Annotated in this window: 25 protein-coding genes and 1 pseudogene; 15 read left to right on the top strand and 11 right to left on the bottom strand. The window is 72.3% G+C overall.

Annotated elements, in window-relative coordinates; all coding sequences use genetic code 11:
- The first annotated feature begins 43 nt into the window (after positions 1-43).
- On the top strand, positions 44-340 hold the full coding sequence (locus ACIBQZ_RS13935) for a hypothetical protein (protein WP_396088948.1): 297 nt from the start codon (positions 44-46) through the stop codon (positions 338-340).
- On the opposite strand, the gene ACIBQZ_RS13940 is transcribed toward ACIBQZ_RS13935, so the two are convergent.
- Both ACIBQZ_RS13940 and ACIBQZ_RS13945 read right to left on the bottom strand, forming a co-directional pair.
- On the bottom strand, positions 334-1,953 hold the full coding sequence (locus tag ACIBQZ_RS13940; RefSeq protein WP_396088949.1) for a methyl-accepting chemotaxis protein: 1,620 nt from the start codon (positions 1,951-1,953) through the stop codon (positions 334-336). The genes ACIBQZ_RS13935 and ACIBQZ_RS13940 overlap by 7 nt on opposite strands.
- Positions 1,950-4,187 (bottom strand): glycoside hydrolase family 15 protein, encoded by a 2,238-nt coding sequence (locus ACIBQZ_RS13945; RefSeq protein ID WP_396088950.1) that lies wholly within the window; start codon positions 4,185-4,187, stop codon positions 1,950-1,952. The genes ACIBQZ_RS13940 and ACIBQZ_RS13945 overlap by 4 nt, the downstream gene beginning before the upstream one ends.
- Positions 4,188-4,289: 102 nt before the next feature.
- Between ACIBQZ_RS13945 and ACIBQZ_RS13950 the strand changes: the two genes are divergently transcribed.
- Together ACIBQZ_RS13950 and ACIBQZ_RS13955 are read left to right on the top strand one after the other, a co-directional pair.
- Complete coding sequence (locus ACIBQZ_RS13950) at positions 4,290-5,237, top strand: MBL fold metallo-hydrolase (protein WP_396088951.1); 948 nt, start codon at positions 4,290-4,292, stop codon at positions 5,235-5,237.
- Positions 5,234-5,926, top strand: a complete 693-nt coding sequence (locus tag ACIBQZ_RS13955; protein WP_396088952.1) for a cation transporter — start codon at positions 5,234-5,236, stop codon at positions 5,924-5,926. Before ACIBQZ_RS13950 ends, ACIBQZ_RS13955 begins: the two co-directional genes overlap by 4 nt.
- A gap of 194 nt (positions 5,927-6,120) precedes the next feature.
- Here the strand turns inward: ACIBQZ_RS13955 and tnpA are convergent, their stop codons facing one another.
- Positions 6,121-6,555, bottom strand: coding sequence for an IS200/IS605 family transposase (tnpA, locus tag ACIBQZ_RS13960; RefSeq protein WP_396088953.1), 435 nt, complete (start codon positions 6,553-6,555; stop codon positions 6,121-6,123).
- Between the two features lie 16 nt (positions 6,556-6,571).
- Here tnpA and ACIBQZ_RS13965 point away from each other — a divergent pair, with 16 nt between their 5' ends.
- Both ACIBQZ_RS13965 and ACIBQZ_RS13970 read left to right on the top strand, forming a co-directional pair.
- Positions 6,572-7,813: an RNA-guided endonuclease InsQ/TnpB family protein gene (locus tag ACIBQZ_RS13965; RefSeq protein ID WP_396088954.1), complete on the top strand. Its 1,242-nt coding sequence runs from the start codon at positions 6,572-6,574 to the stop codon at positions 7,811-7,813.
- A 44-nt stretch (positions 7,814-7,857) separates the two neighbouring features.
- Entirely contained in the window at positions 7,858-8,343 is a 486-nt protein-coding gene (locus ACIBQZ_RS13970) for an SRPBCC family protein (RefSeq protein WP_396088955.1), read from the top strand.
- Here ACIBQZ_RS13970 and ACIBQZ_RS13975 read toward each other — a convergent pair.
- The gene (locus ACIBQZ_RS13975; protein ID WP_396088956.1) at positions 8,313-8,888 is read right to left on the bottom strand and encodes an HDIG domain-containing metalloprotein; all 576 of its coding nucleotides are present in this window, start codon (positions 8,886-8,888) and stop codon (positions 8,313-8,315) included. The two genes, ACIBQZ_RS13970 and ACIBQZ_RS13975, sit on opposite strands and share 31 nt — an antisense overlap.
- Before the next feature lie 126 nt (positions 8,889-9,014).
- On the opposite strand from ACIBQZ_RS13975, the gene ACIBQZ_RS13980 reads away from it, so the two are divergent.
- Entirely contained in the window at positions 9,015-9,425 is a 411-nt protein-coding gene (locus ACIBQZ_RS13980; RefSeq protein ID WP_396088957.1) for a PPOX class F420-dependent oxidoreductase, read from the top strand.
- Between the two features lie 15 nt (positions 9,426-9,440).
- Here ACIBQZ_RS13980 and ACIBQZ_RS13985 read toward each other — a convergent pair whose 3' ends face one another.
- The 3 genes from ACIBQZ_RS13985 to ACIBQZ_RS13995 all read right to left on the bottom strand — a co-directional run bounded on the left by ACIBQZ_RS13985 (position 9,441) and on the right by ACIBQZ_RS13995 (position 12,170).
- Positions 9,441-10,589 carry an RNA polymerase sigma factor gene (locus ACIBQZ_RS13985; protein WP_396088958.1) on the bottom strand — a complete coding sequence of 383 codons (1,149 nt, stop codon included), beginning with the start codon at positions 10,587-10,589 and terminating at the stop codon, positions 9,441-9,443.
- Positions 10,590-10,593: 4 nt separating this feature from the next.
- Positions 10,594-11,001 carry a YciI family protein gene (locus ACIBQZ_RS13990; RefSeq protein WP_396088959.1) on the bottom strand — a complete coding sequence of 136 codons (408 nt, stop codon included), beginning with the start codon at positions 10,999-11,001 and terminating at the stop codon, positions 10,594-10,596.
- Between the two features lie 107 nt (positions 11,002-11,108).
- The gene (locus ACIBQZ_RS13995; RefSeq protein ID WP_396088960.1) at positions 11,109-12,170 is read right to left on the bottom strand and encodes a LacI family DNA-binding transcriptional regulator; all 1,062 of its coding nucleotides are present in this window, start codon (positions 12,168-12,170) and stop codon (positions 11,109-11,111) included.
- A gap of 91 nt (positions 12,171-12,261) precedes the next feature.
- Here ACIBQZ_RS13995 and ACIBQZ_RS14000 point away from each other — a divergent pair, with 91 nt between their 5' ends.
- The 5 genes from ACIBQZ_RS14000 to ACIBQZ_RS14020 are packed head-to-tail and all read left to right on the top strand — an operon-like array spanning position 12,262 to position 18,952.
- Positions 12,262-13,518 (top strand): extracellular solute-binding protein, encoded by a 1,257-nt coding sequence (locus ACIBQZ_RS14000; protein ID WP_396088961.1) that lies wholly within the window; start codon positions 12,262-12,264, stop codon positions 13,516-13,518.
- A 17-nt stretch (positions 13,519-13,535) separates the two neighbouring features.
- The gene (locus tag ACIBQZ_RS14005) at positions 13,536-14,468 is read left to right on the top strand and encodes a carbohydrate ABC transporter permease (protein WP_396088962.1); all 933 of its coding nucleotides are present in this window, start codon (positions 13,536-13,538) and stop codon (positions 14,466-14,468) included.
- Positions 14,465-15,274: a carbohydrate ABC transporter permease gene (locus tag ACIBQZ_RS14010; protein WP_396088963.1), complete on the top strand. Its 810-nt coding sequence runs from the start codon at positions 14,465-14,467 to the stop codon at positions 15,272-15,274. The genes ACIBQZ_RS14005 and ACIBQZ_RS14010 overlap by 4 nt, the downstream gene beginning before the upstream one ends.
- A gap of 8 nt (positions 15,275-15,282) precedes the next feature.
- Positions 15,283-17,208: a glycoside hydrolase family 127 protein gene (locus ACIBQZ_RS14015; protein ID WP_396088964.1), complete on the top strand. Its 1,926-nt coding sequence runs from the start codon at positions 15,283-15,285 to the stop codon at positions 17,206-17,208.
- Between the two features lie 37 nt (positions 17,209-17,245).
- Entirely contained in the window at positions 17,246-18,952 is a 1,707-nt protein-coding gene (locus ACIBQZ_RS14020) for a hypothetical protein (protein WP_396088965.1), read from the top strand.
- 58 nt (positions 18,953-19,010) lie between these two features.
- Here ACIBQZ_RS14020 and ACIBQZ_RS14025 read toward each other — a convergent pair whose 3' ends face one another.
- Complete coding sequence (locus ACIBQZ_RS14025) at positions 19,011-19,247, bottom strand: hypothetical protein (RefSeq protein WP_396088966.1); 237 nt, start codon at positions 19,245-19,247, stop codon at positions 19,011-19,013.
- An 84-nt stretch (positions 19,248-19,331) separates the two neighbouring features.
- On the opposite strand from ACIBQZ_RS14025, the gene ACIBQZ_RS14030 reads away from it, so the two are divergent.
- A complete protein-coding gene (locus ACIBQZ_RS14030; protein WP_396088967.1) occupies positions 19,332-20,651 on the top strand; it encodes a WD40 repeat domain-containing protein in 1,320 nt (439 codons plus the stop codon).
- A 113-nt stretch (positions 20,652-20,764) separates the two neighbouring features.
- Here the strand turns inward: ACIBQZ_RS14030 and ACIBQZ_RS14035 are convergent, their stop codons facing one another.
- Positions 20,765-21,208, bottom strand: a complete 444-nt coding sequence (locus ACIBQZ_RS14035) for an Hsp20/alpha crystallin family protein (RefSeq protein ID WP_396088968.1) — start codon at positions 21,206-21,208, stop codon at positions 20,765-20,767.
- A 116-nt stretch (positions 21,209-21,324) separates the two neighbouring features.
- On the bottom strand, positions 21,325-21,750 hold the full coding sequence (locus tag ACIBQZ_RS14040) for an Hsp20/alpha crystallin family protein (protein WP_396088969.1): 426 nt from the start codon (positions 21,748-21,750) through the stop codon (positions 21,325-21,327).
- Between the two features lie 84 nt (positions 21,751-21,834).
- On the opposite strand from ACIBQZ_RS14040, the gene ACIBQZ_RS14045 reads away from it, so the two are divergent.
- The 3 genes and pseudogenes from ACIBQZ_RS14045 (at position 21,835) to ACIBQZ_RS14055 (ending at position 23,666) form a co-directional block, all read left to right on the top strand.
- Entirely contained in the window at positions 21,835-22,167 is a 333-nt protein-coding gene (locus ACIBQZ_RS14045; protein WP_396088970.1) for a MerR family transcriptional regulator, read from the top strand.
- Between the two features lie 97 nt (positions 22,168-22,264).
- Positions 22,265-22,438 (top strand): annotated as a pseudogene (locus ACIBQZ_RS14050) (Hsp70 family protein); the annotation flags it as partial.
- Positions 22,439-22,787: 349 nt separating this feature from the next.
- The gene (locus ACIBQZ_RS14055; protein WP_396088971.1) at positions 22,788-23,666 is read left to right on the top strand and encodes an aldo/keto reductase; all 879 of its coding nucleotides are present in this window, start codon (positions 22,788-22,790) and stop codon (positions 23,664-23,666) included.
- Between the two features lie 586 nt (positions 23,667-24,252).
- On the opposite strand, the gene ACIBQZ_RS14060 is transcribed toward ACIBQZ_RS14055, so the two are convergent.
- Positions 24,253-25,470 carry an alpha/beta fold hydrolase gene (locus tag ACIBQZ_RS14060; RefSeq protein WP_396088972.1) on the bottom strand — a complete coding sequence of 406 codons (1,218 nt, stop codon included), beginning with the start codon at positions 25,468-25,470 and terminating at the stop codon, positions 24,253-24,255.
- Positions 25,471-25,494 lie beyond the last annotated feature (24 nt).

Raw genomic sequence — 25,494 nt, forward strand, 5'->3', positions numbered from 1 at the left:
CACCGCCGCCGGGGCGGTGGCCGGAACGGAGAAGGAGATGGCGATGTCCGAGCAGTCCTCCCAGTGGCACGACCTGGCCGACCGGGTCGAGGCGCTGGCCCTGAAGCTGAAGCTGCACGTCGAGCAGGCGAGTACCGACCGGGAGGTCGCGGACGCGATCGGCCGGCTGCGCGCCGAGGTCGACGACGCCTTCCAGGCGGCCGGCAACGCGATGCACGACGACGCCGTCCGCGATGACTTCCGCGAGGTCGGCCGGCTGCTCACCGACGCCCTCGACACCACGTTCACCAAGGTGGACGCCCAGGTGCGGGGCCTGTTCGAGCACCGCGCCGGTCAGTAGCGGAAGCCGGCGACCAGCTGATCGAGCGTGGTCGCGGCCCCCACCAGGCTGCGGGCGGTGGCCTGGGTGGTCTGCGCCCCGGCGCTGGCCTCCTGCGCGGCCCCGGCGACACCGACGATGGTGGTGGCGATCTCGCCCGCCCCGACCGCCGTCTCGGCGACGTTGCGGGCCATCTCCTCGGTGGTGGCGGTCTGTTCCTCGATGGCCGAGGCGATGGTCAGCTGGGTGTCGTTGATCTCGGCCACCACCCCGGCGATGTGGGTGATGGCCGCGGCGGCCGCCTCGCTGCCCAGCTGGATCGCGCCGACCTTGCCGGCGATCTCCTGGGTGGCCCGGGCGGTCTGCCCCGCCAGCTCCTTGACCTCGCCGGCGACCACGGCGAACCCCTTGCCGAGCTCGCCGGCGCGGGCGGCCTCGATGGTGGCGTTGAGGGCCAGCAGGTTGGTCTGTGCGGCGATGTCGGTGATCAGCTTGACCACGGTCTGGATCTCGGCGGACGCGACGCCCAGCCGGGCCACGGTCTCGCCGGCCTCGTCGGTGGCCCGGACCCCGGACGCGGCGATCGCGCCGGCCCGGGTGGCGCTGCGGGAGATCTCCGAGATGGAGGCGTTCATCTCCTCGGCCGAGGCCGCCAGGGTCGAGACGATGGCGGAGACCTCCTCGGCGGCGGTGCTGACCACGCCCGCCTGGGCGCTGGTCTCCTGCGCGCCGCCGGCCAGCTGCGTGCTGACCGTGCTGAGCTCGCCGGCGGCCTCGGAGACCTGCCGGGCGCCGGCGGCGACGGCGACGATGAGCTGCTGCATCCGGTCGGCGAAGCGGTTGAACCCGCCGGCGGCCTGGGTGATCTCGTCCCGGCCGTGGTCCTGGATGCGCTGGGTCAGGTCGCCGTCGCCGTCGGCGATCTCCGCGAGCCGGTGGTTGAGCACGCCGAGCGGCCGGACCACCGAGCGGATCAGCAGGAACGCGAGGACGGCGCCGAACAGCACGGTCAGGATGCCGACCGCCACCATCACCTGCGCGGAGCGGCCGGCGGCCGCGGTGGCGTCGTCCACCGCCGCGGTCGCCTCGGCGTCGATCGCGGTGGTGAGGGCGTCGACGTCGACGGTGATCTCGTTGAAGATCTTGATCTCGTCGACCGCCACCAGCGTGTTCGCCCGGCCCAGGCCCGCGGCCGTGCCGCCCCGGTAGTCCTCGGCGATGGTCCGGTCGAGAGCCATGAAGTCGTCGAACCGCGCGGTGATGCTGTCGATGTGGCGGCGTTCGGCGGCGGTGAGGCGCCCGCCGCGCAGGGCCTCGAGTTCCCGGCGGAACGCGGCCGCCGAGGTGAGGAAGGCGCTGCGGGCGTCGGCGGTGTCGGCGGCCGCGCCGGGGACGCCGCGGACGATGTCGAACGCGTACGCGGTCTGCCAGCCGTTGAAATCGGCCGAGCGGAACTTCACCTGCTCGGCCAGCCGGCTCGTGGCGGAGTAGTCGGCGAGCCGCCGGGTCGCGTTCGCCTGGCCCGAGATCGCCGTCAGGCCGATGACGATGGCCGTGACCAGGAAGCCCAGCAGAACGACCATCGCGGCGACCAGGCGGGTGCTGATCCGGATGTTGCGCAGACCACGTTTCATGACTCAACTTCCGATGGTGATGACGCGGGATGTCGTGGGCCTACGATTGGCATTCCCGGGCTCACCGTGAGAACTGTTCCGCGTGACAAAGAACGCGTTCTCCGGACGTGCTGGTCATCGGTAAAGGTCAGGCGTTTGGCGGCCCCAGGTAGCGCTCGGCGACCACGGCGGGCTGCTCGACGACCCGGCCCCGCCGCCAGGTCGCGGGCCAGCCGCAGGTACTGCGCGTGCGTCCAGGCCAGCGGCGTCGCCGAGAAGGTGGGCGTGCCGGGCGCGAAGCCGGGCTGCCCGGCCGGCGGCGTGTGGTCCCAGACCTGCTCGGGCAGCATGCCGCCCGGTCCGGTGGCGCGGGCCATCGCGGCCAGCCGGCCGGCCGCGGCGCGCAGGTCGCCGGCGGCGATCTCGTACTCGCCGCGTTCGCCGCTGAGCAGCGGCCAGGCCCGGCCGCGCGAGACCAGCGAGCCGTCGGGCTCGTTGAACTCCCACTGGCTGCCGTCGAGCTGCTCGCCGAAGCCGTCGAACGACGCCCGGTGCCAGAACAAGCCCCGCGGGGTGGCCACGCCGAGCTGGTCGTCGACGACCGCCAGGGTGTTGACCACGTCGGGGTCGGCGGGCGGCAGCACACCGAGGCGCACCAGGTCGAGGAAGCTGGGATCGACCACGCGGCGCTGGTCCACGCCGGCCGGACCGCCGTCGCCGATGGAGTAGGTCGTGCCGGCGTCCGGGTTGCCGTCCTTGGTCAGCCGCAGGAAGTACGGCTCGGCCGAGTACGGCCCGGTGCTCGTCACCGTCCAGGACTTCACCCGCGCCCGCCACGAGTCGGCCGTGGCCAGATACCGCTCGGCCGGGGCCTGCTCACCGTGGGTACGCGCGATCGCGGCGGCACACACCAGGCCGGCGATCGCGGTGGCGATGGTGTTGGGGGAGTAGCCCGACTGGTTCTCCCAGCGCTCCTGCGGCGTGAACGGCGCACCGGGATACCCGGCCAGGAAGTCGGCCGCCCGCCGGACGTCCGGCCAGGTGTCCGCACGACCCAGCTGGTAGGCCAGCACCAGCGGCAGCGCCACCTCGTCGAGCTGCAGGCCGCCCCACACCGGAGTGCCGTCGACCTGGGAATTCTGTGGGAACGAGCCGTCCGGCTTCTGCTGCACGCCGAAGAGGAAGTCCAGCGCGCGGTTCGCACCGGCCCGGTCACCGGCGGCGATCAGGCCGGTGGCGATCTGGTAGAGGTCCCGGGACCAGACCAGGTGGTAGGGCCCGGACGGGTCGTCGGTGCCGAACGCCCACGGCGAGGCCGGCGCCGCGACGTACGCGCCGGGGTGGGTCTTGTCCTCCGAGGCCGCGAGGATCAGCGCCGAGGTGCGGTAGAGCTGCCGCTGCGCGGCGCCGCGCAACACCCGCGGTGGGTCGCTCAGCCCGGCCAGATACCGCTGCCAGCCGTACGCGTACGAGCGCGCGACGCTCCCGAAGCCCGCCCGCAGCGACTGCCGCGCGGTGCCCAGCGCCTCGGCGGCCGAGCCGGCGAAGCCCAGCGCCAGGGTGGTGTGCGGCCCGCGCAGCGCCGCCGTCTGCACCAGGCTGCCGGCCGGGGCCGAGGAGTAGCGCCAGTCCATCCGGCCGTCGCGCAGGTCGGTGAGCCCGTCGCTGACCCCGGCGAAGCCGCTGGAGGTGGCGGCGAACGAGCCGGCCAGCGCGCTCGCCACCGCGCCGTCCGTGGCCAGCAGCGCCCCGTCGGCGGTACGCCCCGAGTCGCCGCCGCGGGAGTTGCCCAGCGCCGGGTCGTAGATCGCGAACAGTTCGTGGCCGCGCGGCGCCACGAAGGCGAGGTCGACCAGCACCGTGGCGCGGGCCGGGTCGGTGCTGTAGTCGGCGGTGAGCCGCCACCCGGCCCCGGTGAAGCTCTGCCGGAAGCGCAGCCCGTCGAGCTGCTCGGTGCGGACCTCGGCGCGGGCGACGCCGCCCCGGGCGGTCACCACGAAGCTGAGCGACCGGGCGCTCGGCCCGCCGATGGTCGGATAGAAGATCTCGCCCAGCCCGCCCGCACGCTGCACGGTCGCCCAGACCCGGCTCTGCCGGGTGCGCGAGGTCAGCAGCCCCGACTTGTCCGCCGGCAGGTACTGCTGATCAACACCGGGGGCGCCCGGCGCGGCGCCGGTGGCCGGGGCGGCGGGTGCGGGCGCGGCCGCGAGCGTGGCCACCAGCAGCACGGACACGGCCGGCAGGAGCGGTGCCATCTCGACCTCCTTGACGACGGACCCCCCTTGGTCTACACCGGCCGGTCCTTGATCGCAGGCCGGGCGTTGTGCCCGCCGGGGACATCGCGAAGAATGCTGCGGATGGGGGCTGTTCCGTACACGCGGGGACTGCACGAGGTCGGCGACGGCACGTACGCGTACCTCAGCCCGCCCGGCACGTGGGGCTGGAGCAACTGCGGCCTGGTGGTCTCCGGCGACCGGGCGCTGCTGGTGGACACCCAGTTCGACCTGCCGATGACCGCGACGCTGCGGGCGGCGATCGCCGCGGCCGTGCCGCAAGCGCGGGTGACGACCGTGGTCACCACGCACGCCAACGGCGACCACTGCTGGGGCAACCAGCTGTTCCCCGACGCCGAGATCATCGGCTCGGCCGCCGCGGCGCACGGGATGGCCGACGAGGTGCAGCCGGCCCAGCTCGCCGCGCTGAGCGGCCCGGGCTCGCCGGACTCGCCGCTGGGCGACTACATGCGGCGGCACTTCGGCCACTTCGACTTCTCCGGGATCACCGTGACCCCGCCGGCGCGGACCTTCTCGGGCCGGCTGGAGGTGCCGGTCGGCGACCGTACGGTGGAGCTGTGGGAGGTCGGGCCCGCGCACACCGGCGGGGACGTGCTGGTGTCCGTGCCGGATGCCGGGGTGCTGTTCGCCGGCGACATCCTGTTCATCGGCGATCACCCGATCATGTGGACCGGCCCGGTGCGGAACTGGATCGCGGCCTGCGACCGGATCATCGAGTCCGGTGCCCGGCACATCGTTGCGGGACACGGCCCGGTGACCGACGCGGCCGGGGTCCGGCTGTTCCGCGACTACCTGGTGCTGGTCGCCGAGCAGGCCGCGACGGCGTACGCGGCCGGCCTGCCCTACTGGGAGGCCGCCGCCACGGTGAAGCTTCCCGACGTGTACGCCGGGTGGGGGCGCCGCGAGCGGCTGGTGATCACCATGGCCACCGCGTACCGGAACCTGGGTGCCGCGCCGGCGGAGCTCCTGGAGATCCTCGCGCACACTGCGGACGCCGAGGCGGCGAAGTGAGCAGCCCGATCGGCCTCGACCGGCTGCCGCCGCGGCGGCGCGCGCAGCTGCACCGGCGCAGCCTGCACCTGGCCTACGCGACCGCCGGATACAACCTGCTGGAGGGCGTCGTCGCCGTCGGCGCGGGCGCGGCGGCGTCGTCGACCGCGCTGCTCGGCTTCGGCCTGGACTCCTTCATCGAGGTCTCCAGCGCCGTGGTGGTGATCTGGCAGTTCCGCTCCCGGGTGCCCGAGGCCCGGGAACGCCTGGCCCTGCGGCTGATCGCCGTCTCCTTCTTCGCCCTCGCCGCCTGGGTCGCGGTCGACGCCGCCCGCGCGCTGCTCGGCGCCGAGCAGCCCGACAGCTCACCGGTCGGGATCGCCGTCGCCGCCACCTCGGTCGTGGTGATGCCGCTGCTGGTGCTGGCGAAACGGCGGACCGGCCGGGAACTGGGCTCGGCCACCGTGGTCGCCGACTCCGTGCAGACCATGCTGTGCACGTACCTGTCCGCTGTCGTGCTGGTCGGGCTGCTGCTCACGGCGACCCTCGGCTGGTGGTGGGCCGACCCGGTCGCGGCACTGGTGATCGCCGCCGTCGCGATCCGCGAAGGCATCGAGGCCTGGCGAGGCGAGCAGTGCGACGACTGCACCCTGCCCGCCGCCGACGACACCGAGGCCGGCTGCACCTGCGGCCCCGACACCTGCTGCTAGCTGATCCGGTCGCAGGCGCGTGGACCGCGGGGTGTCCCGCAGCCGTCGGTGACTCCGATCCGCCGACCGGACAGGACCCGCAATCCGCTCGGTTCCTGTCGACGGTGCCGGCGTGGTCGTCGCGGCGGCTACCGGAATGCGGGCCAGTGCTCCGGCCTTCAGGCCGGGGGTGAGGGCCCGCGCTGGGAGGGCCGCTAGGCCCGAGCAGTGCCTTGACCGGGACGGTTCTGCTGCTCGATGTACTGACGTACGACACTCGGTGGTGCCCCGCCGACGGAGCCCGCGAAGTACGAACCCGACCAGAGTTTGTTGGCCCGGTAGTAGTGGCGAACGAGGTCGGGAAACTCCTGGCGCAGGCGGCGCGAGGACACGCCCTTGAGGCTGTTGACCAGCCGGGCCACCGCCACTTTGGGCGGGAAGTTCACGAGCAGGTGGACGTGGTTGTTCTCGCCGTTGAACTCGATCAACTCAGCCTCGAAGTCTGCGCAGACGTCCCGCATGATCTGTTCCATGCGGGTCAGGTGCCGGTCCGCGAATACCTTGTGCCGGAACTTCGTCACGAAAACCAAGTGGACGTGCATCGCAGAAACACAGTGTCTACCAGTGCGAATATCTGCAAGTTCTGCCATAAACCAACATGGTACGGTGCTTTTCGTGCAGCTGCGGTACAACGTGCGCGTCTACCCGACGCCCGTCCAGCAGATCGAGCTGGCTCGGACGTTCGGGTGCGCGCGGGTGGTGTTCAACGACGGGTTGCGCCTGCGCCGGCAGGCCCGGGAGCAGGGCTTGCCGTACGTGTCGGACGCCGAGCTGTCCCGCCGTCTGATCACCGAGGCGAAGCGCACGCCGGAACGGGCGTGGCTGGGCGAGGTGTCCGCCGTGGTGTTGCAGCAGGCCCTGGCCGATCTGAACACCGCGTACCGCAACTTCTTCGCCTCGGTCACCGGCAAGCGCAAGGGCCGCACGCTGGCCCCGCCCCGGTACCGGTCCCGCAAGGACAACCGGCAGGCCATCCGTTTCACGAAGAACTCCCGGTTCAAGGTCCTCGACAACGGCCGACTCAGGTTGCCGAAGATCGGCGACCTCGCGGTCCGCTGGTCACGGACGCTGCCATCGGACCCGTCGAGCGTGGCGATCATCCGGGACGCGGCCGGACGGTACTTCGCCTCGTTCGTCGTGCAGACCACCGACGAGCCGCTGCCCGAGCTGGACTCGGAAGTCGGCATCGACCTGGGCCTGACCCACTTCGCCGTGCTCTCGGACGGCACGAAGGTGGCCGCCCCGAAGTTCCTGCGGCGTGCGGCCCGCAAGCTCAAGCGGCTGCAACAGGCTCTCTCACGCAAGCAGCGAGGGAGTCAGAACCGCAAGAAGGCGGTTGTTCAGGTCGCTCGCGCTCATGCGCGGGTGGCCGACACCCGCAGGGACTGGCAGCACAAGCTGTCCACGACGTTGATCCGCGACAACCAAGCGGTGTACGTCGAGGACCTGTGCGTGGCCGGTCTCGGCCGGACCCGGCTCGCGAAGTCCGTGCACGACGCGGGCTGGGCCAGCTTCACCGCCATGCTGGAGTACAAAGCCGCCCGGTACGGGCGGACCTTCGGCCGGGTGGACCGGTTCTTCCCGTCCACCCGCATGTGCTCGGCATGTGGACGGATCAACGACAAGATGGCGCTGAACGTCCGGTCGTGGGACTGCCCCTGTGGAGCAGCTCACGACCGGGACGTCAACGCGGCGCTGAACGTGTTGGCCGCCGGACAGGCGGACAACTCAAACGACCGTGGAGCGCAGGTAAGACCGGGACTTGTCCCGGCACCGCGCGGCGAAGCGGTAACCCACCCGGACGCCGCGTGTTCCCCGCGCAGCGTGGAGGAAATCTCCGTCCTTTAGGGCGGAGAGGATGTCAACACTGCCACGTCGCGCACCGCGAGTTCGTGGCGCTGGTCGACATGGACACCTACCAGGTGCGGACCCACGGCATCTGGTCCAGCCACTTCGCCGAGGCCGGCACGCGGGACAACCCCGCCTACGACGTCTCCGGCGCCTCGGTCACCCAGCACGCCGTGTGGTGGCTGTGGCCGAACACCTGCCTGCTGCGCTACCCCGGGCGGGGCAACTTCATGGTGTTCCAGGTGGTCCCCGCCGGGCCGGACCGCACGCTGGAGACCTGGGACTTCTTCTTCGAGACCGACCAGCTGCAGGAGGCCGAGGCCGAGGCCGTCCGGTACATCGACGAGGTTCTCCAGCAGCAGGACATCACGATCGTCGAGAGCGTGCAGCGGGGAATGGCGACGCCGGCGTTCGACCAGGGCCGCATCGTGTCCGACCCGGCCGGCTCCGGGCTGTCGGAGCACGGCGTCCACCACTTCCACGGCCTGGTGCTGGCGGCCTATGAGAAATTCGTGAACGCCGCCCGGTGACCGAGGCGGCGCTCGACCCGGGCGGCGACGGCCAGCAGATGCGGCCGCCGCACCGGATCCACCACGGCGTTCCAGGACGCCGGACCGTGCCGGCGCAGCATCTCCTCGTACCGCTCGGCCGGGGTGACCCGGCAGCCGTCCGGACCGACGGTCTGATCGGCGTAGGTCAGCGCGTCGGAGATCGGGCCGGCGGCGTCGGGACAGGCGGCGAGCGCCTCGGCAAGCCCGCGGGCGGCCGCGATGAACCGGGCGCCGGAGTGGTGCGCCACCAGCCCCACGATCGGCGCGGGCCAGGACAGCCGGTCCAGGTGGCGGGCGCCGTCGAGCGGATGGAAACCCGTCACCCGGGCCGCCTCGGCGTAGCCGATGTCGTGCACCCAGGCGGCGGCGACCAGCACGTCCCGGTCCACGTCGAGCAGCGCGGCGAGTTCGGCGGCCCGGGCGGCGACGCCGACGGTGTGCCGCCAGCGGTTGCCCAGCGGGGCCAGCAGTTCGTAGGCCAGCTCCTCGGCAGCACCCGGAAGCGTCGACAGCCGTGAGGTCATGCCCCGATGGTCGGGGCCGCAGGTGAACGCCAGGGGTCCGGAAAGCGATCTCCGGCTGAACGCACCTGGCGGGCGGGTATCGGCACCGGCCCGGCGCCGGGGCGGGGGAGGATCTAGGCTGATCGGATGCCGACCACGCCCATGCCCGACCACGTCCTCGAGCTGCTCCGGCGGCCCAACCCCGCGGTCATGGCAACCCTGGCCGCGGACGGCCGCCCGGTGACCGTGGCCACCTGGTATCTGCTCGAGGACGACGGCCGCGTGCTGCTGGGGCTCGACGCGACCCGGGCCCGGCTCAAGCACATGCGCCGGGACCCGCGGATCTCGCTGACCGTGCTCGCCGAGGACAACTGGTACACCCACGTCAGCCTGCAGGGCCGCGTCGACTCCATCGCTGACGACGAGGGGCTGCGGGACATCGACCGGCTGTCCCGGCACTACACCGGCAACCCCTATCCGAACCGGGAGAGCCCGCGGGTGAGCGCCCAGGTCGCGATCGAGCGCTGGCACGGCTGGGGGAAGATGCGCGAGCAGTGAGCGGCCGGGTGCCGTTCACCCGCGCAGCCGGGTGTTGAGCCGGGCTGCCTGCCGGGTGAGGTGGTCGCGTTCGGGCAGGCTGGGCGCCGAGCGGGCGGCTTCGGCGTAGAGCCGGGCCGCGGCCACCGGGTCGCCGTCGCGTTCGTGCAGGTATGCCGCGACGGCGGGGTAGCGCGGCAGGGTGGGGTCCAGCTCCGCCAGGGCGGCCAGGCCGGCGCGCGGACCGTCGGCCTCGCCCACCGCCACGGCGCGGTTGAGGCGGGCCACCGGGCTGCCGGTGAGGCGCACCAGTTCGTCGTACCACTCGACGATCTGCACCCAGTCGGTCTCCTCGGCCGTCCGGGCGTCCGCGTGCAGCGCGGCGACGGCCGCCTGGGCCTGGAACTCGCCCAGCCGGTCGCGGGCGAGGGCGGCCTGGAGCACCGCGACGCCCTCGGTGATCAGGCCGGTGTCCCACCGGCTGCGGTCCTGCTCGGCCAGCGGCACGAGCCGGCCGTCCGGGCCGGTGCGGGCCGGGCGCCGGGCGTGGTGCAGCAGCATGAGCGCGAGCAGGCCCGCCACCTCCTCGTCCCGGGTGCCGGCCGCCAGCCGGCGGGTGAGCCGGATCGCCTCGCCGGCCAGGTCGACGTCGCCGGAGTAGCCCTCGTTGAAGACCAGGTAGAGCACGCGCAGCACGGTGCCGAGGTCACCGGGCCGGCCGAACCGGACGCCCGAGACGGTCCGCTTGGCCCGGCTGATCCGCTGCGCCATGGTCGCCTCCGGCACCAGGTAGGCCCGGGCGATCTGCCGGGTGGTCAGCCCGCCGACCGCGCGCAGCGTCAGCGCGACCGCCGAGGCCGGGGTCAGCGACGGGTGCGCGCACAGGAAGTACAGCTGCAGCGTGTCGTCGACCTCCCGGCCCGGGCCCGGCGGCGGCTCGAGCTCGACGAGCACCTCGCGCCGCCGCCGGGAGGCCTCGGCGCGGGCGGCGTCGAGGAACTTGTGCCAGGCCACGGCGACCAGCCAGGCCTTGGGGTCGCGCGGCGGATCGTCCGGCCACCGGCGGACCGCCTCGACCAGGGCGTCCTGCACGGCGTCCTCGGCGCCGGCGAAGTCGGCGCCGCGGCGGACGAGGATCCCGAGCACGGCGGGGGTCAGGTCCCGCAGCCGAGCCTCGTCCGCCATGCCGTCACTCCGTGATGGTCGGGGGCTCGGTCAGGAACGGGCGCAGCTCGAGCCATTCGTGGATCGGCTCGCCACCCGCGCCCGGCGCCGCGGACAGCTCGGCGGCCAGCTCCAGCGCCCGCTCGTAGCTCTCCACGTCGATCGCCATCCAGCCGGCGATCAGATCCTTGGTCTCGGCGAACGGGCCGTCGGTCACCGGCGGGCGGCCCGTGCCGTCGAAGCGGACGAACGTGCCCTCCGGCGACAGCGCCTGGCTGTCCACGAACTCGCCGGTGTCCTCCAGCCGGGCGGCGAAGTCCCGCATGTACTGCATGTGCGCCGCGATCTCCTCCGGCGTCCACTTGTCCATCGGCACGTCGTTGATCGGCGCCGGTGCGCCCCGGTAGTGCTTGAGCAGCAGGTACTTGGCCATGGTGGTCTCCTTGATGCGGTACGGCCCATTGTGACCGGGTCGGCGCCGGGGACGGAACCGCGGCCGGGTTCTCGACATCGCCCGCCCGGGAATTCTCCGCCAGGGCGTCAGCCGCCACGCACGGCGGTGGAGTCGCGGGGCACCAGGCGGCAGGGCCGGGTGCGCCGGCCGTGCACCGGCTCGCCGTTGATGGCGCCGAGCAGCAGCTCGGCGGCCGTCCGGCCGATTCCCTCCAGATCCATGTCGATGCTGGTCAGCGCCGGCCGGCAGCCGTCGACCATGACGTCCCAGTTGTCGAAGCCGACGAGGGCGACGTCGCCACCGATGGCGCGGCCGGCCTCGCGCAGCGCCTCGGCCAGCCCGCGGGCGATCTGGTCGCTGCCGCAGAAGACCGCGTCGATCGGGGTGCCGGCGGACAGCAGGATGCCGGCGGCCTGCCGGCCCCAGGCCTCGCTCCACTCGCCGTACAGGGTGGGCGCGGCCAGGCGCAGGCCCTCGGCGGCCAGGGTGTCGGTCGCGGCGGCGGCGCGCACGGTGGCCGAGTGGTGGTGGTCCGGGCCGGTGACGTGGGCGATGCGGCGCCGGCCGGTGTCCAGCAGGTGCCGCACGGCGCGGCGGGCGCCGTCGGCCTCGTCGGGGACCACCGAGCAGTCCCGCGGGTCGGCCGAGCTGATGAACGCGTACACCACCGGGACCGGCAGGCCGGTGCCGATCGGCGCGCGGGACTGGGTGCGCCGCCCGGTCACTATGATCCCGTCGACCTTGCGGCTGAGCAGCGTACGCAGGTAGTACTGCTCGCGGATCGGGTCGTCGCGGGCGTCGCAGAGGAAGACCGACATCTGCCCGGCGCCCAGGGCGTCCTCGGCGCCGATGAGCAGCGGGATGCTGAACCGGCCGATGGTGTCCGTGGTGATCATGCCGACCGTGTAGGTGCGGCCGGTCTGCAGGCTGCGGGCGGCGGCGTTGGCCACGAAACCCAGCTGCTCGGCGGCCTCCCGCACGCGCACCCGGGTCTCCGGGCGGAGCGCGCCGCGGCCGTTGAGCGCCTTGGAGGCGGTGCCGGTGGAGACGCCTGCGAGGGCCGCGACCTGGCTGATGGTGACGGCGCGTTCGACGGTGCTCAGTGTTTCCTCCAGAGTTTCCTGACCGGCGTTGCATTTCCTCGTCATGCGACCGTAACGCGCTCTTGACATGCCAGCAAGCGTCTCTCTAGCTTCTAGGCAATCGTTTTCCTTGTTTCCGCCATGACTGAGGGACACCATGATTTCTGACTCCGTACGACGCCGGCTCGGCGCCGCCGCAGCGCTCGCCCTCGCGGCCGGCCTGGTCGTCGGCTGCTCATCGTCCGACGACGCCGCCGGCGACGCCGCGGACGCCGGCGGTGCCTATCGGATCTGGGACCCGTACCCGCAGTTCGACACCGGCTCGGACTGGGTGAAGCTGCTGACCAAGTGCGGCACGGACGCCGGCGTGGCGGTCGAGCGCACCGGCTACGACACCACCGACCTGACGAACAAGGCCCTGCTCGCCGCCCAGCAGGACAACTCGCCGGACGTGCTGATCGTGGACAACCCGGTGGTCTCCACCCTGGCCGACGCCGGCGTGCTGACCGCCACCGACGAGGTCAAGGTGGACACCGCGGCGGTCTCGCCGAACCTGCTGGCCGCCGGGCAGCTCGGCGGCAAGACCTACGGCGTGCCGATCGGTGCGAACACCCTGGCGCTCTACTACAACAAGAAGATCCTGGACGCGGCGAAGGTCGACCCCGCCGCGATCAAGGACTGGGCCGGGCTGACCGCGGCGCTGGCGAAGGTGAAGGCCGCCGGCAAGAAGGGCATCACGTTCTCCGCGATCGGCACCGAGGAGGGCTCGTTCCAGTTCCTGCCCTGGTTCTGGGGCTCCGGCGCGAGCCTGACCCAGCTCGACTCGCCGCAGGCGGTCTCCGCGCTGTCGCTGTGGACCGACTGGCTCAAGCGGGGGTACGCGCCGAACTCGGTGCTCAACAACACCCAGACCACCAGCTGGCAGGAGTTCGCCGCCGGCGACTTCGCGTTCGGCGAGAACGGCACCTGGCAGCTCGCGAACGCCAAGAAGACCGGCTTCGAGTACGGCATCATCGCGATCCCGTCGTCGGCGGGCGGCACCGCCCCGGCGCCGACCGGCGGCGAGTTCGTCACCGCCCCGGTGCAGACCAAGACCGCCCGGTACGCCACCAGCCAGAAGCTGATCACCTGCCTGACCAGCGCCGACAACGCGCTCACCACGGACACCACGCTGTCCTACATCGCCGCCACCGAGGCGGTGCAGCGCAAGCAGGTCGCCGAGAACCCGGAGCTGAAGGTCTGGGTCGACGCGGTCCAGGCCGCCAAGGGCCGCACCAGCGACGACCTCGGCACCAAGTACCCGAAGATCTCCCAGCCGCTGTGGACCGCGTTCCAGGCCGCGCTCAGCGGCTCGGCGGCGCCGCAGGAGGCTCTCAAGACGGCACAGGCCACGGCCGCCGCCGCCACCAAGTGACGACGGCACCGGACACGGTGACCCGCGTTTCCGCTCCCGCCGAGGTGGGTGCGGGGGCGCGGGGCCGGCGCGGCAACCGGGGCCAGTGGACGGCCTGGGCCTTCCTCGCGCCGATCGTGGTCTACCTGGCGGCGTTCTACGCCTACCCGCTCTACCGCAACCTGGACCTGAGCCTGCGCCACTACACGGTCCGCTCGTTCGTGCGGGGCGACGCGCCGTTCAGCGGGCTCGACAACTACCGGACCATCTTCGCCGACCCCACGTTCGGGCCGGCGCTGTGGCACACGATGGTGTTCACCTTCGTCTCCATCGCCTTCCAGTTCGCCATCGGGCTGGCGCTGGCCGTCTTCTTCGCCCAGAACTTCCGGTTGTCGGCCACGCTGCGGGCGCTGTTCCTCGTACCGTGGCTGTTGCCGTTGATCGTGAGCGCGTCGACCTGGTCGTGGATGCTCAACAGCGACTCCGGCATCGTCAACTGGGCGCTCGGGATCGCCGGCGTGGACCCGGTCAACTGGCTCACCTCGCCGGACTGGGCGCTGACCAGCGTGATCATCGCGAACATCTGGATCGGCATCCCGTTCAACCTGGTCGTGCTCTACAGCGGGTTGCAGGCCATCCCGGCCGAGGTGTACGAGGCCGCGGCGCTGGACGGGGCGACGAACTGGCAGCGGTTCTGGCGCGTCACGTTCCCGCTGCTGCGGCCGGTCTCGGCGATCACGCTGCTGCTCGGGCTGGTCTACACGCTCAAGGTCTTCGACATCATTTGGATCATGACGAAGGGCGGGCCGACGGACTCCTCCACCACGTTCGCCACCTGGTCGTACCGGCTGAGCTTCGGCAATCTGCTGCCCGAGTTCGGGCCCGGTGCGGCGGTCGGCAACCTGCTGATCATCATGGCGCTCTTCTTCGGGCTGCTCTACATCCGGTTCCAGCAGCGGCGGCCGTCGTGAGGCGGCGCGTCAAGACCGGCATCGGGCTGATCCTGACCGCGATCATGCTCTTCCCGATCTACTGGATGATCAACGTGTCCTTCACCCGGGACACCGACATGCGCGCCGACCCGCCGCACCTGTTCCCGGTCAACGGGACCCTGGAGGGCTACCGGGCGGTGTTCGACCAGCAGCTGCCGTACCTGGGCACCAGCCTGATCGTCGGCCTGGGCACCGTGCTGCTCACCTTGGTGATCTCCGCGCCGGCCGGCTACTCGCTGGCCAAGCTGCGCCCGAGGGGCGGGGGAGCGCTCAGCTTCGTGCTGCTGATCGCCCAGATGATCCCCGGGATCATCATGGCGATGGGTTTCTACGCCATCTACCTGCGGGCCGGCGTGCTCAACACGGTCCCCGGGCTGATCCTGGCGGACTCGACCATCGCCGTGCCGTTCGGCGTGCTGATCTTCACGGCGTTCATGTCCGGCGTGCCCGACGAGCTGATCCACGCGGCGCTGATCGACGGCGCCTCCCGGTGGCGCACGTTCCGGTCGGTGATCCTGCCGGTCTCCCGCAACGCGCTGGTCACCGTCTCGCTGTTCGCGTTCCTGTGGGCCTGGTCGGACTTCGTCTTCGCCACCACGCTCGCCGGCGGCGCCGACCACCAGCCCATCACGCTCGGCATCTACCACTACATCGGCAACAACAACCAGCAGTGGAACGCCATCATGGCCACCGCCGTGATCGCCTCCATCCCGGCAACGCTGCTGCTCATCATCGCCCAGCGTTACGTGGCCGCCGGCGTGACCGCCGGCGCCGTCAAGGACTGAGGACGCGCATGACACTTCTCCACGGCCCTGTCGTCCCCTCCGCGCAGGCGCTCGGCGTGCTCCGGCCGCTGCCCGCCAGCGCGGTGCGGCTCGCGCCGGACGGGTTGCTCGGCGGCTGGCAGGAGCGCAACGCCGGCGCGACCCTGCCGCACTGCGTCGCGCAGCTCGAGGCGCACGGCAACCTGGCCAACCTGCGCCGGGTCACCGGCGACGCCGAGGGTGCGTTCGCCGGCATGTGGTTCGCCGACACCGACGTGCACAAGACCCTGGAGGCGGCGTTCTGGGAACTGGGCCGCTCCGGCACGGCGGCGCCGTTCCTGGCCGACGCGGCCGCGCTGCTGGAGAAGGCCCAGGACCCGGACGGCTACCTGGACTCCTACTACCAGACCGACCACCGCGACAAGCAGTGGACCGAGCTGCACCTCAGCCACGAGATGTACACCGCCGGCCACCTGCTCCAGGCGGCGGTCGCCGCGGCGCGCAGCGCGCCGGAACACCCCGCCGCCCAGCAGGTGCTGACGGTCGCGCGCCGGTTCGCCGACCTGCTGGTCCAGCGGTACGGGCAGTCGCCCGAAGTGGACGGCCACCCGGAGGTCGAGACCGCGCTCGCCGAGCTGTACCGGGTCACCGGGCACCGGCCGTACCTGGAGCTGGCCGCCCGGTTCGTGGCGAACCGGGGCCACGGGGTGCTCGGCGAGGGCCGTTTCGGGCCCCGCTACCTGCAGGACCACGAGCCCCTGCGGCAGGCCACCGAGGTCGCCGGGCACGTGGTGCGCCAGCTCTACCTGCTGGCCGGTGCCGTGGACGTGGCTGTGGAGACCGGCGACACCGACCTGCTGGCCGCCGCCGAGCGGCTGTGGGACTCGGCCCTGGACAGCCGCACCTACCTCACCGGCGGGCAGGGCTCCCGGCACCGCGACGAGGCGTTCGGCGACCCGTACGAGCTGCCGCCGGACCGCGCGTACGCCGAGACCTGCGCCGCGATCGCCGGCTTCCAGCTGGCCTGGCGCCTGCTGCTGGCCACCGGCAAGGTGGGCTACGCCGACGAGATGGAGCGGGTGCTGCACAACGGCATCGCCGGCAGCACCGCGCTCGGCGGCACCGCCTTCTTCTACTCCAACCCGCTGCACCTGCGCACCGGCCACGACGGGTCCCACGAGGACGCCCCGGCGCAACGGCTCGGCTGGTACTCCTGCGCCTGCTGCCCGCCCAACCTGGCCCGGCTGATGGCGTCGCTGCACAGCTACGCGGCCACCGGCGACCACACCGGACTGCAACTGCACCTGTACGGCAGCGGCACCGTCACCGCCGGCGGCCGTACGCTGCGGGTGGACACCGACTACCCGTGGGACGCCCGGATCTCTGTGTCCATCATGGACAGCGAGGCGGCGCCGTGGACGCTGGCGCTGCGCGTGCCCCGCTGGTGCACCGCCGCCCGGCTCACGGTCAACGGCGCCCCCGGGCACGCCGCCGAGCAGGAGGGCTACCTGCGCATCCACCGCGCCTGGCAGCCCGGCGACCGGGTCGAGCTGGAGCTGCCGATGCCCGCGCGGCTGGTGGCGGCCCATCCGCGGGTCGACGCCGTCCGTGGCACCGCCGCCGTCGTGCGCGGCCCGGTCGTGTACTGCCTGGAGCAGGCGGACCTGCCCACCGGCGGCCCGTTCGCCGGCGCCGTGCTGGAGGACCTGGAGCTCGACCCGGCCGCGCCGCTGACGGTGACCCGGACGCCCGGCGACCTCGCCCCGGCCACCGTACGGGTGCCGGTACGCCTCCGCGGCGCGACCCCGGCGCCGCTGTACCGGGACCTGCACGACACCCCGGTGACGCCGCCGACGACCGCGACCACCGTCACCGCCGTCCCCTACTTCCTGTGGGCCAACCGGACCCCGGGCGCCATGCGCGTCTGGATCCCGCTGGCCGCACGGGAGGCGTAAGTCCGTCCTCCACCCCCGCTCCCACAGAGGTGTCGCTATGCGAAACCGAAGAACCGCCGCGTCCGCGGCGATCCTGACCGTCCTCACCCTCGTCGCCGCCGGCGCGCTCCCGAGCCCGGCCCGGGCCGCCGGCAACACCCTCACCGTCAACGTCGGCACCGCGGTACGCCCGGTCACGCACGTGGCGGCCGGCGGCCTGTACGCCGTGGACACCGGCACCAAGCCCCCGCCGGCGCAGATGTACCCGCTGCGGCTGAACCACCTCACCCAGCCGCCCCCCGGCGGCCAGCAGCTCGGCAACGGCGCGACCACCCCCTGCTGCGACGGCCTGCAGATCGCCGGCAAGGTGACCGGCGTAGGCGCCCAGCAGTTCTTCCGGCTGCCCGACATCTACCCGAACTTCCCGTACCGCTGGGTGAGCTGGGCGGACTGGGAGGCGAAGGTCCGCACCATGGTGCAGGCCCGGGTCAACGCCACCGCCGGCACCAACATCGACGGCTACGAGCTGTGGAACGAGCCCGACTGGACCTGGAACACCTCGGCGGCCGGCACGTTCAACGCCGGCTGGACCCGCACCCACCGGCTGATCCGCACGCTGGACACGATCACCCCGATCGTCGGGCCCAGCCACTCGATCTACAACCACAGCTGGATGGTCTCGTTCCTGACCAACGCCCGCGACACCGGCACGCTGCCCGACGTCATCGTCTGGCACGAGCTGGACAACGACAGCTACCTGAACGTCGCCGCGCACGTCAGCGACTACCGGGCGATCGAGCAGTCGCTGGGCATCAGCCCGCGGCCGATCTCCATCAACGAGTACGCGTCACCGTCGCAGGTGGACATCCCCAGCGTCGCGGTGCACTACATGGCGGTCTTCGAGCGGCACGGCATCCGCTCGGCCGAGCGCGCCTACTGGTACGAGGCCGGCACCCTGAACGGCCTGCTGTACAACAACGCCCCGACCGCCTCCTACTGGGCGTACAAGTGGTACGGCGACCAGGCCGGCAACATCGTGCAGACCGTGCCCGGCTCGTGGCTGGAGGGGGTCGCCTCCTACGACAGCACCCGCCGGATCGTCAACGTGGTGCTCGGCGGCGACAGCGGCAACAACACCGTCCGGGTCAACGGCCTGGGCGCTCTCGGCTCGCAGGTCCGGGTGACGCTGTCGCGGACCGGCACGACCGGCCGCTTCACCAACCAGGCCGCGCCGACCACCGTCTCGACGGCCACCTACACCGTGAGCAACGGCAGCATCAGCGTGCCGGTCACCGGCATGGACGCGCTGGCCGCCTACCAGCTGCTGATCACCCCGACCAGCGGGGTCGCCACCTGGCAGCAGCGCTACGAGGCGGAGAACGCCACGGTCGTGAACGCCAACCGGTTCTCCTCGTCGTCGGCCTCCAACGGCGGCTACGTCGGGCAGATCGACGGCACGGCCACCTCCCGCGGCCAGTCGTTCGTGGACTTCCTCGTCAACGTGCCGCAGACGCGGGCTTACACGATGGCCATCGGCTACGCCAACGGCACCGGCGCGACGGCGACGCACGGGCTGGCGTACAACGGCGGGGCCTTCTCGACGGTGAGCTATCCGGCCACCGGGGCGTGGGGCGCGTTCGGCGCCTCGGTGACCGTGCCGGTGAACCTGAACGCCGGCTGGAACATGATCCGGCTGGCGAAGGGAGCCCCGAACTTCGCCGGCGGCACCGGCTACGCCGAGCTGGACGCGATCACGCTGTCGTAGGCACGGGCGGGTGCTCCGGCTGCCGGCGTACCGGCTGCCGGGGCGCCCGGCCGCCCGGTCAGCGTCGCGGACGACGGCCGGACCGGACGAAGTAGACCAAGGAGACGAGGAACAGGACGGCGGCCAGCCCCGCGGGGACGATGGAGAACATGACAGCCAGGACGCCCCAGCCGGACGGATCGGGACCGCCGCCGCCCGACAGCGTCAAGGCGAAGATGCACAGCGCCGCCGTGACGAAGACGCAGGTCACCGCGGCGACAAGGGTGCCGATGGCGATACGCGTGTTGGTCTGCATCGGCTCAGCCTTCTCGCCCGCGCGCTCGATCGCCTGAGTCTCCGGCCCTATCTCCGCCGCGGCGACCGGAGCAGAATGATCCGCGTGCGCAGCAGGTGGAGCACCGCGGTCCAGGTGACGACCATGGTGGCCCTGCTGTGCCTGCTGCTGTGGCGCGGCGACCGGTGGTGGGTGCTGGCCGGATGCCTGCTCGGCCTTGCCGCCGTGCTCTTCTGGTCGTTCCGGGAAGTCGCCGCCGAGGAGGCGGCCGCGGCGGCGCTGCCGCCGGGCCTGCCGGTGTCGGGCGCCGACCCGCCCGGGATCGGGCAGCCACTTCCGGTACGGGAGCCGCACACCGTCCTCACCGGACACGCAGCCGCCGTCACGGCGCTCGTGTTCAGCCCCGCCGGCGGGCTGCTCGTCACCGGCGCTCGGGACGGGACGGCCATCCTGTGGGAGATCGCGGACCCGGCGCGCCCGGTGCCCGTCGCCTCGGTCGCCGTGCCCGCCGCGCGTCGGCGGTGGCGCCGCCGAGCCGGCCCGGAGGTCGGCCTCGGCCTGCGCGGCCGGCTGCTGGCCGTCGGCGGTGAGACGGTGGGGATGTGGGACCTCACCGACCCGGCGCAGCCGGCGCCGATCGCGATCCTGCCCGAGCCGGGCCGGTCCAGGATGGCGGGTCACGCGGTCTGCTTCAGCCCGGACGGGCGCCTGCTGGCGGTCGGGAGCATGGACATCGTCGTCCTCTGGGACGTGACCGACCCGGCGCGGCCGGCACCGGCCGGCCGCCTGCGCACTCACCGGCGGCTGTCCCTGACGCCCGTCAACGCCGTGACGTTCAGCCCGGACGGGCGGCTGCTGGTCGTTGACGGCGGGCCCGACCTCGTCGTCTTCGACGTCACGGAGCCGGCGCGTGCGGCGCAGGTCGCCCGCTGCCGGATGTTTCCGAAATCGGCGTCCACCATGGCGGCGGCCACCTCGCTGGCGTTCGGCCCGGCCGGCCGGCTGCTGGCCGTCGCCGGCTACTCCCAGAACTCCACCCCGTACGGGTCGTCGCAGCAGAGCGCCGTGCTGTTGTGGGACCTCACCGACCCGGCCCGTCCGGCCAGGACGGCGTCCCTCGTCGACCGCACCGGGTATCGCGGCCGGACCCGGAGCCGGCAACGGACGGCGCGGGCAGACCCGACGACGCTCACCGGCCACCGGGGAACGGTCCGGGCTGTCGCGTTCGGCCCGGACGGGCGGTCGATGGTCAGCGGCGGCGCGGACGGCACCGCCCTGTTCTGGGAGGTCACCGACCCGGCACACCCCCGGCCGACTGCCACGTTCGCCCGGCCCGGCGCCGTGCCGGCGGTCGCGATCAGCCCGGACGGGCAGTTCCTGGCCACCGGCGGCGCCGACGCGACCGCCGCCCTGTGGAGCATCTGACCGGCGGCGGGCAACATCGGCCGGAGAAGGTGAGGAGCGCGCGGCACCGGGGTCGATGGTCGAGCTGGGCGGGCGAGCCGCCCGCGAGCGCCGACCCGCCGGCGGGAACGGGGTCAGCCGGTGTTGACGGTGATCCGGCGCGGCTTGGCGGCCTCGGTCTTGGGCGCCCGCACGGTCAGCACGCCGTCGGCCAGATCGGCGCTGATGTGCTCGCTGCTGATGTCGCCGAGCAGGGTGGTGCGGAAGGCGAACCGGCCGGCCCGGCGGGTGCGGTGGCGCAGCCAGCCGACCTTCTCCTTCTCGACGATCTCGCCGCTGACCCGCAGCTCACCGCCGGCCACCTCGACGGTCAGGTCCTTGCGGTGCACGCCGGGCACCTCGATCTCGACCAGGTAGGCGTCGTCGGTCTCGGTGACGTCGGCCAGCGGCGTCCAGCCGTGCACCGTCGCGGGGCGCAGGTCCCCGCCGAGCGCGGTGCTCATCAGCTCGCTCATGCGCTGATGCAGCTGCGCGAGTTCGCGCAGCGGCTCCAGCGCGGTGGCGTTGCGGTCGGACATCGGAGTGTCTCCCTCGCTGCGATATCGGGTCACGGCCCGGCGCTCCGGGTGGGAGCGCCGGGTCGCTTCGGAGGTGACCAGGAACAAGCCGGCGCACGGGAACCGGACTGTGCCGGTCAGCTCTTGATCTGCCGGCTGCCGCTGCTGCCGGCGCCCACGCTGATCTTGCGGGGCTTGGCCTGCTCGGACACCGGGATGCGCAGCGTCAGCACGCCGTTGTCGTACGTGGCCTGGAGCGCTTCGGTGTCGAGGGTGTCGCCGAGGAACAGCTGGCGGCTGAACACGCCCATCGGCCGTTCGGCGATCACGCTCTCCACGCCCTCCTTGGTCTGGCGGTGCCGCTGCGCCCGGACCTGGAGCACGTTGCGCTCGACTGTCAGGTCGATCGAGTCGGGGTCGACGCCGGGCAGGTCGAAGTAGACGTTGAACCAGTCGCCGTCGCGTTCGGCGTCGATGTGCATCACCGCCGGCCGGCTCGTGGTGCCGGCGAACTGCTCGAACATGCGGTCGATCTCCCGGAAGGGGTCAGTACGCATCAACATGGTCCTCTCCTCCTCGGTGTTCCTTCACTGCATCAGTTATTGAGTGCCCTTGACTCAACTTACCTCAACCGATACAACGAAATCATGTCTTTGTCAAGTCCCCGTTTCGGGGCAGGCGCGAATGTTCTGGGTGGGCCGGCGGAGGGCCTCTACCCGATCTCCGTGGTCACCGAGCTGACCGGCGTCGGCGCACCCGCGCTGCGCGGTTACGAGCGTGCGGGACTGCTCACCCCGGCGCGCAGCGAGGGCGGGATGCGCCGGTACAGCACCAATGACCTGGCCGTCATCCGCCGGGTCGCCGACCTGTCGCGGCAGGGTGTGAACCTGGCCGGCAGTCGCCGGATCCTGGCCCTGGAGGCGGAGATCGCGTCGTTGCGCGCGCAGCTCGACGCTTTGCGTGGACGGCCGCCGTTGTGACTTGTGTCACCACGTAAGAGTTGACAGTGGGGGACTCAAGTTCTATCAGTGGAAGGAAAGAGCTTCGGCGATTCCCCGCAACTGAAGGAGGCTGACCATGGGACGCGCCGTAGGTATCGACCTCGGCACCACCAACTCCGTGATCGCGGTCTACGAGGGCGGTCAGCCGCAGGTGATCGCCAACGCCGAGGGTGCACGGACGACGCCGTCGGTGGTCGCGTTCACCGACGCCGGCGAGCGGCTCGTCGGCCAGCTGGCCCGCAAGCTCGCCGACGACGCTGCCAAGCACCTCGGCGAGAAGGTCACCGACGCGCCGACGGGTCCACGGTGATCGTCGACCACCGCGCCGACGCCGGCCTGAGCGTGACCTGGACGGCGCCGGCGCCCACGCCGGTCGGCGGATGACCTCGCGTCACTCCCGGCCCGCGCTCCGCGACGTCGCGGCCCAGGCGGCGAGCAGCTGCGGGCCGTCGCCCGAGGGGGTCCGCGGCGCAGCCCGGCGACCGGGCTGAGGGGGTCACTGCCGGTACCCCTTTGCCTGAGGTCTCCCTCCCGGGCGGCCCAGGGTGTTGGCTGGGAACATGGTCGCCGGACGCCACGGCACACGAAGGGAACGCATCATGCCCACCATCCCGCACCTGACGCTGAACAACGGTGTCGAGATGCCCGCCCTCGGCTTCGGTGTCTTCCAGACCCCGCCGGAGGAGACCCGCACCGCCGTCGAGGCCGCGCTGGACGCCGGCTACCGGCACATCGACACCGCCGCCGCGTACGGCAACGAACGTGAGGTCGGCGAGGCCGTCGCCAAGTCCGGGCTCGACGTGTTCCTGGAGACGAAGATCTGGATCAGCGACTACGGCTACGACCAGACGCTGCACGGCTTCGACAAGAGCGCCGCCAAGCTCGGGGTCGAGCAGATCGACCTGCTGCTCCTGCACCAGGCTCTGCCGTCGGACTTCGCCAGGACCCGGGAGGCCTACCGGGCGCTGGAGAGGCTGCTGGCCGACGGCAAGGTCCGCGCCATCGGGGTCAGCAACTTCATGGTCGACCACCTCACCGCGCTGCTGGACCGGGCCACGGTCGTGCCCGCGGTCAACCAGATCGAGGTGCACCCGTACTTCGCCCAGCGCGAGGTCCAGGACTTCGGCGCCGAGCACGGCATCCTGACCCAGGCGTGGTCGCCGATCGGCGGCATCACCTTCTACCGCGACAGCGGGCACACCAGCACGCTGCAGGACCCGGTGATCGGGGAGATCGCCCGGGCGTACGGCAGGACCCCGGCGCAGGTCATGCTGCGCTGGCACCTGCAGCAGGGCCGCTCGGCGATTCCGAAGTCGACGAACCCGGCGCGGATCGCGGAGAATCTCGCGGTGACCGACTTCGCCCTCACCGCCGAGCAGCTCGCCGCGATCGACGCCCTGGACACCGGCAAGCGCGGCGGCCCCGAGCCGGACGCCGTCACCCTCGAGGCGTTCGGCCGCGCGATCCCCGAAGCCTGAACGGAGACACCGCGCAGACCGCAGCCCTCGGCAAGCTGACCGTCGCCCGGACAGCAGCCCGGCCAACGTCCGCGCCGCGGTCGAGGGTTCCCTGCGGCGGCTGGGCACCGACCACCCCGATCGAGGACACCATGGGTGTGCTCGCGGAGCTGGTCGCCGATTTCCGCCATTTCTGGATCACGGCCCCCCGGTGATCCAGCCCGTTGCCAGGTTCGTCCGGTATGCGGGATTGGCCGTGGAGTGTGTGGCGAGGTTCATCTCAGGCGGTGTGCGATGGCTGGAACGTTTTAGCTCATCAAGATCTGCGGGGAGGCTGCCGCTGAGTCCCGGTCACCGCGCTGCGGCCGGAGTACTCGCTGTGGACCCGCGACCAGGACCAGCTCAGCCGCGGGTTCCTCACCGGCCGCGGACGCCGTCACGCTCACCCCCGGCGGCTTCACCGGCCGGGTGATCGGGCTGTACGCCGCCGCGGGCACCGTCCACTTCGACTGGTGCGACTACGTCGGTGACCCCGCGCAGTGACCCGCGGGCAGGGGCCGTCGGGGTGGCCGCCGGGTCGGCGGCCACCCCTCGTTGCCGGTCAGCGTCAGCGGTGGGCCCGGAGCCAGCGCTGGATCTCGGTGACGACCTGCCGGTCCGGCTCGCCGAACTCCGGGGTGAACTTCGGGGTGATGTTCATGGTGTGCGCCATGCCCGGGTAGATGACGATCTTGTGGTCCTTGTTGCCGGCCGCGGCGACCGCGGCGTCGGCGACCAGCGCGGCGCGGGCCGGGGTCTGCAGGTCGTTCTCGCCGTTGAGCAGCAACGTCGGGCCGGCGAACCGGGGCAGGGCCTCGGACACCGTCGGGAAGCGGGCGATGTCGGTCAGGTAGTCGACCACCGGCTGGTCCAGGCCCGGCACGTGCGGGTAGGCGTCGATGCCGGTGGACTCGCGCAGCACCGGGCCGGCCTCGGCGTCGATCGCCACCCGGCCGTCGTGGTCGGTGTCGGTGCCGGCCCGCAGCTTGCCGCCGTCCAGCAGGACCGTCCGGAACTGCTCGGCGAGCTCCTCGGGCTGGCCGGTCAGGCCGTTGACCGCCTCGGTCGCGGTCAGCTGCCCGTCCGCGTCCACGTCGAACTCGTCGTGCAGCTGGAGCAGCAGCCGGCCGTAGATCTGCAGGGTCAGCAGCTGCTTGACGTCCAGGCCGACGACGCCCATCTCGATCACGCCGGCCGGCTTCGGGATGCCGTACTTCTTCGGGTCGGCGGCGAGGTTGGCGGCCACGTTGGTGCCCTCGCTGTGCCCGAGCAGGAAGATCCTCGACGGGTCGACCCGCGGCGCCGCCGCCGCGAACCGGATCGCCGCGGCCACGTCCCGCTGGATCCGGTCGTACGGCCGCTCCGGGGCCAGCTGCGCCGGGTCGGTGCTCTCCACCGGGCCGATGCCGGTCACGCCGCGCTTGTTGAAGCGCAGCGTCGCGAAGCCCTCGCGGGCGGCGGCCTGGGCGAGCGGGACGAACGTCGACCCCTTGCCCTCGGGCAGGGTCTGGTTCATGTCGTTGTGCCCGCTGCCGTGCAGCAGCACGACCACCGGCAGCCGGCCCTTGGCCCGGCTCGGATAGGTGAGCTCGCCCTGGGTGACCCAGCCCGCGCCGAAGTCGATCTGGACCGCCTCGCGGGTCACGCCCTGCCAGCCGGTCGGCTGCCGGCCGGCGGAGGCCGCACCCTGCGGCACGGCCGCGTCGGCGACACCGCCACCAACGGCGAGCACCGCGGCGGCGCCGAGAGCGACCGTCAGGTTCCGGAATTTCTTCGTCGTCGTCATGGCGGAAACGCTATTTACCGCGGT

The organism is Actinoplanes sp. NPDC049599, from assembly GCF_044465625.1.
Classification (GTDB): Bacteria; Actinomycetota; Actinomycetes; order Mycobacteriales; family Micromonosporaceae; genus Actinoplanes.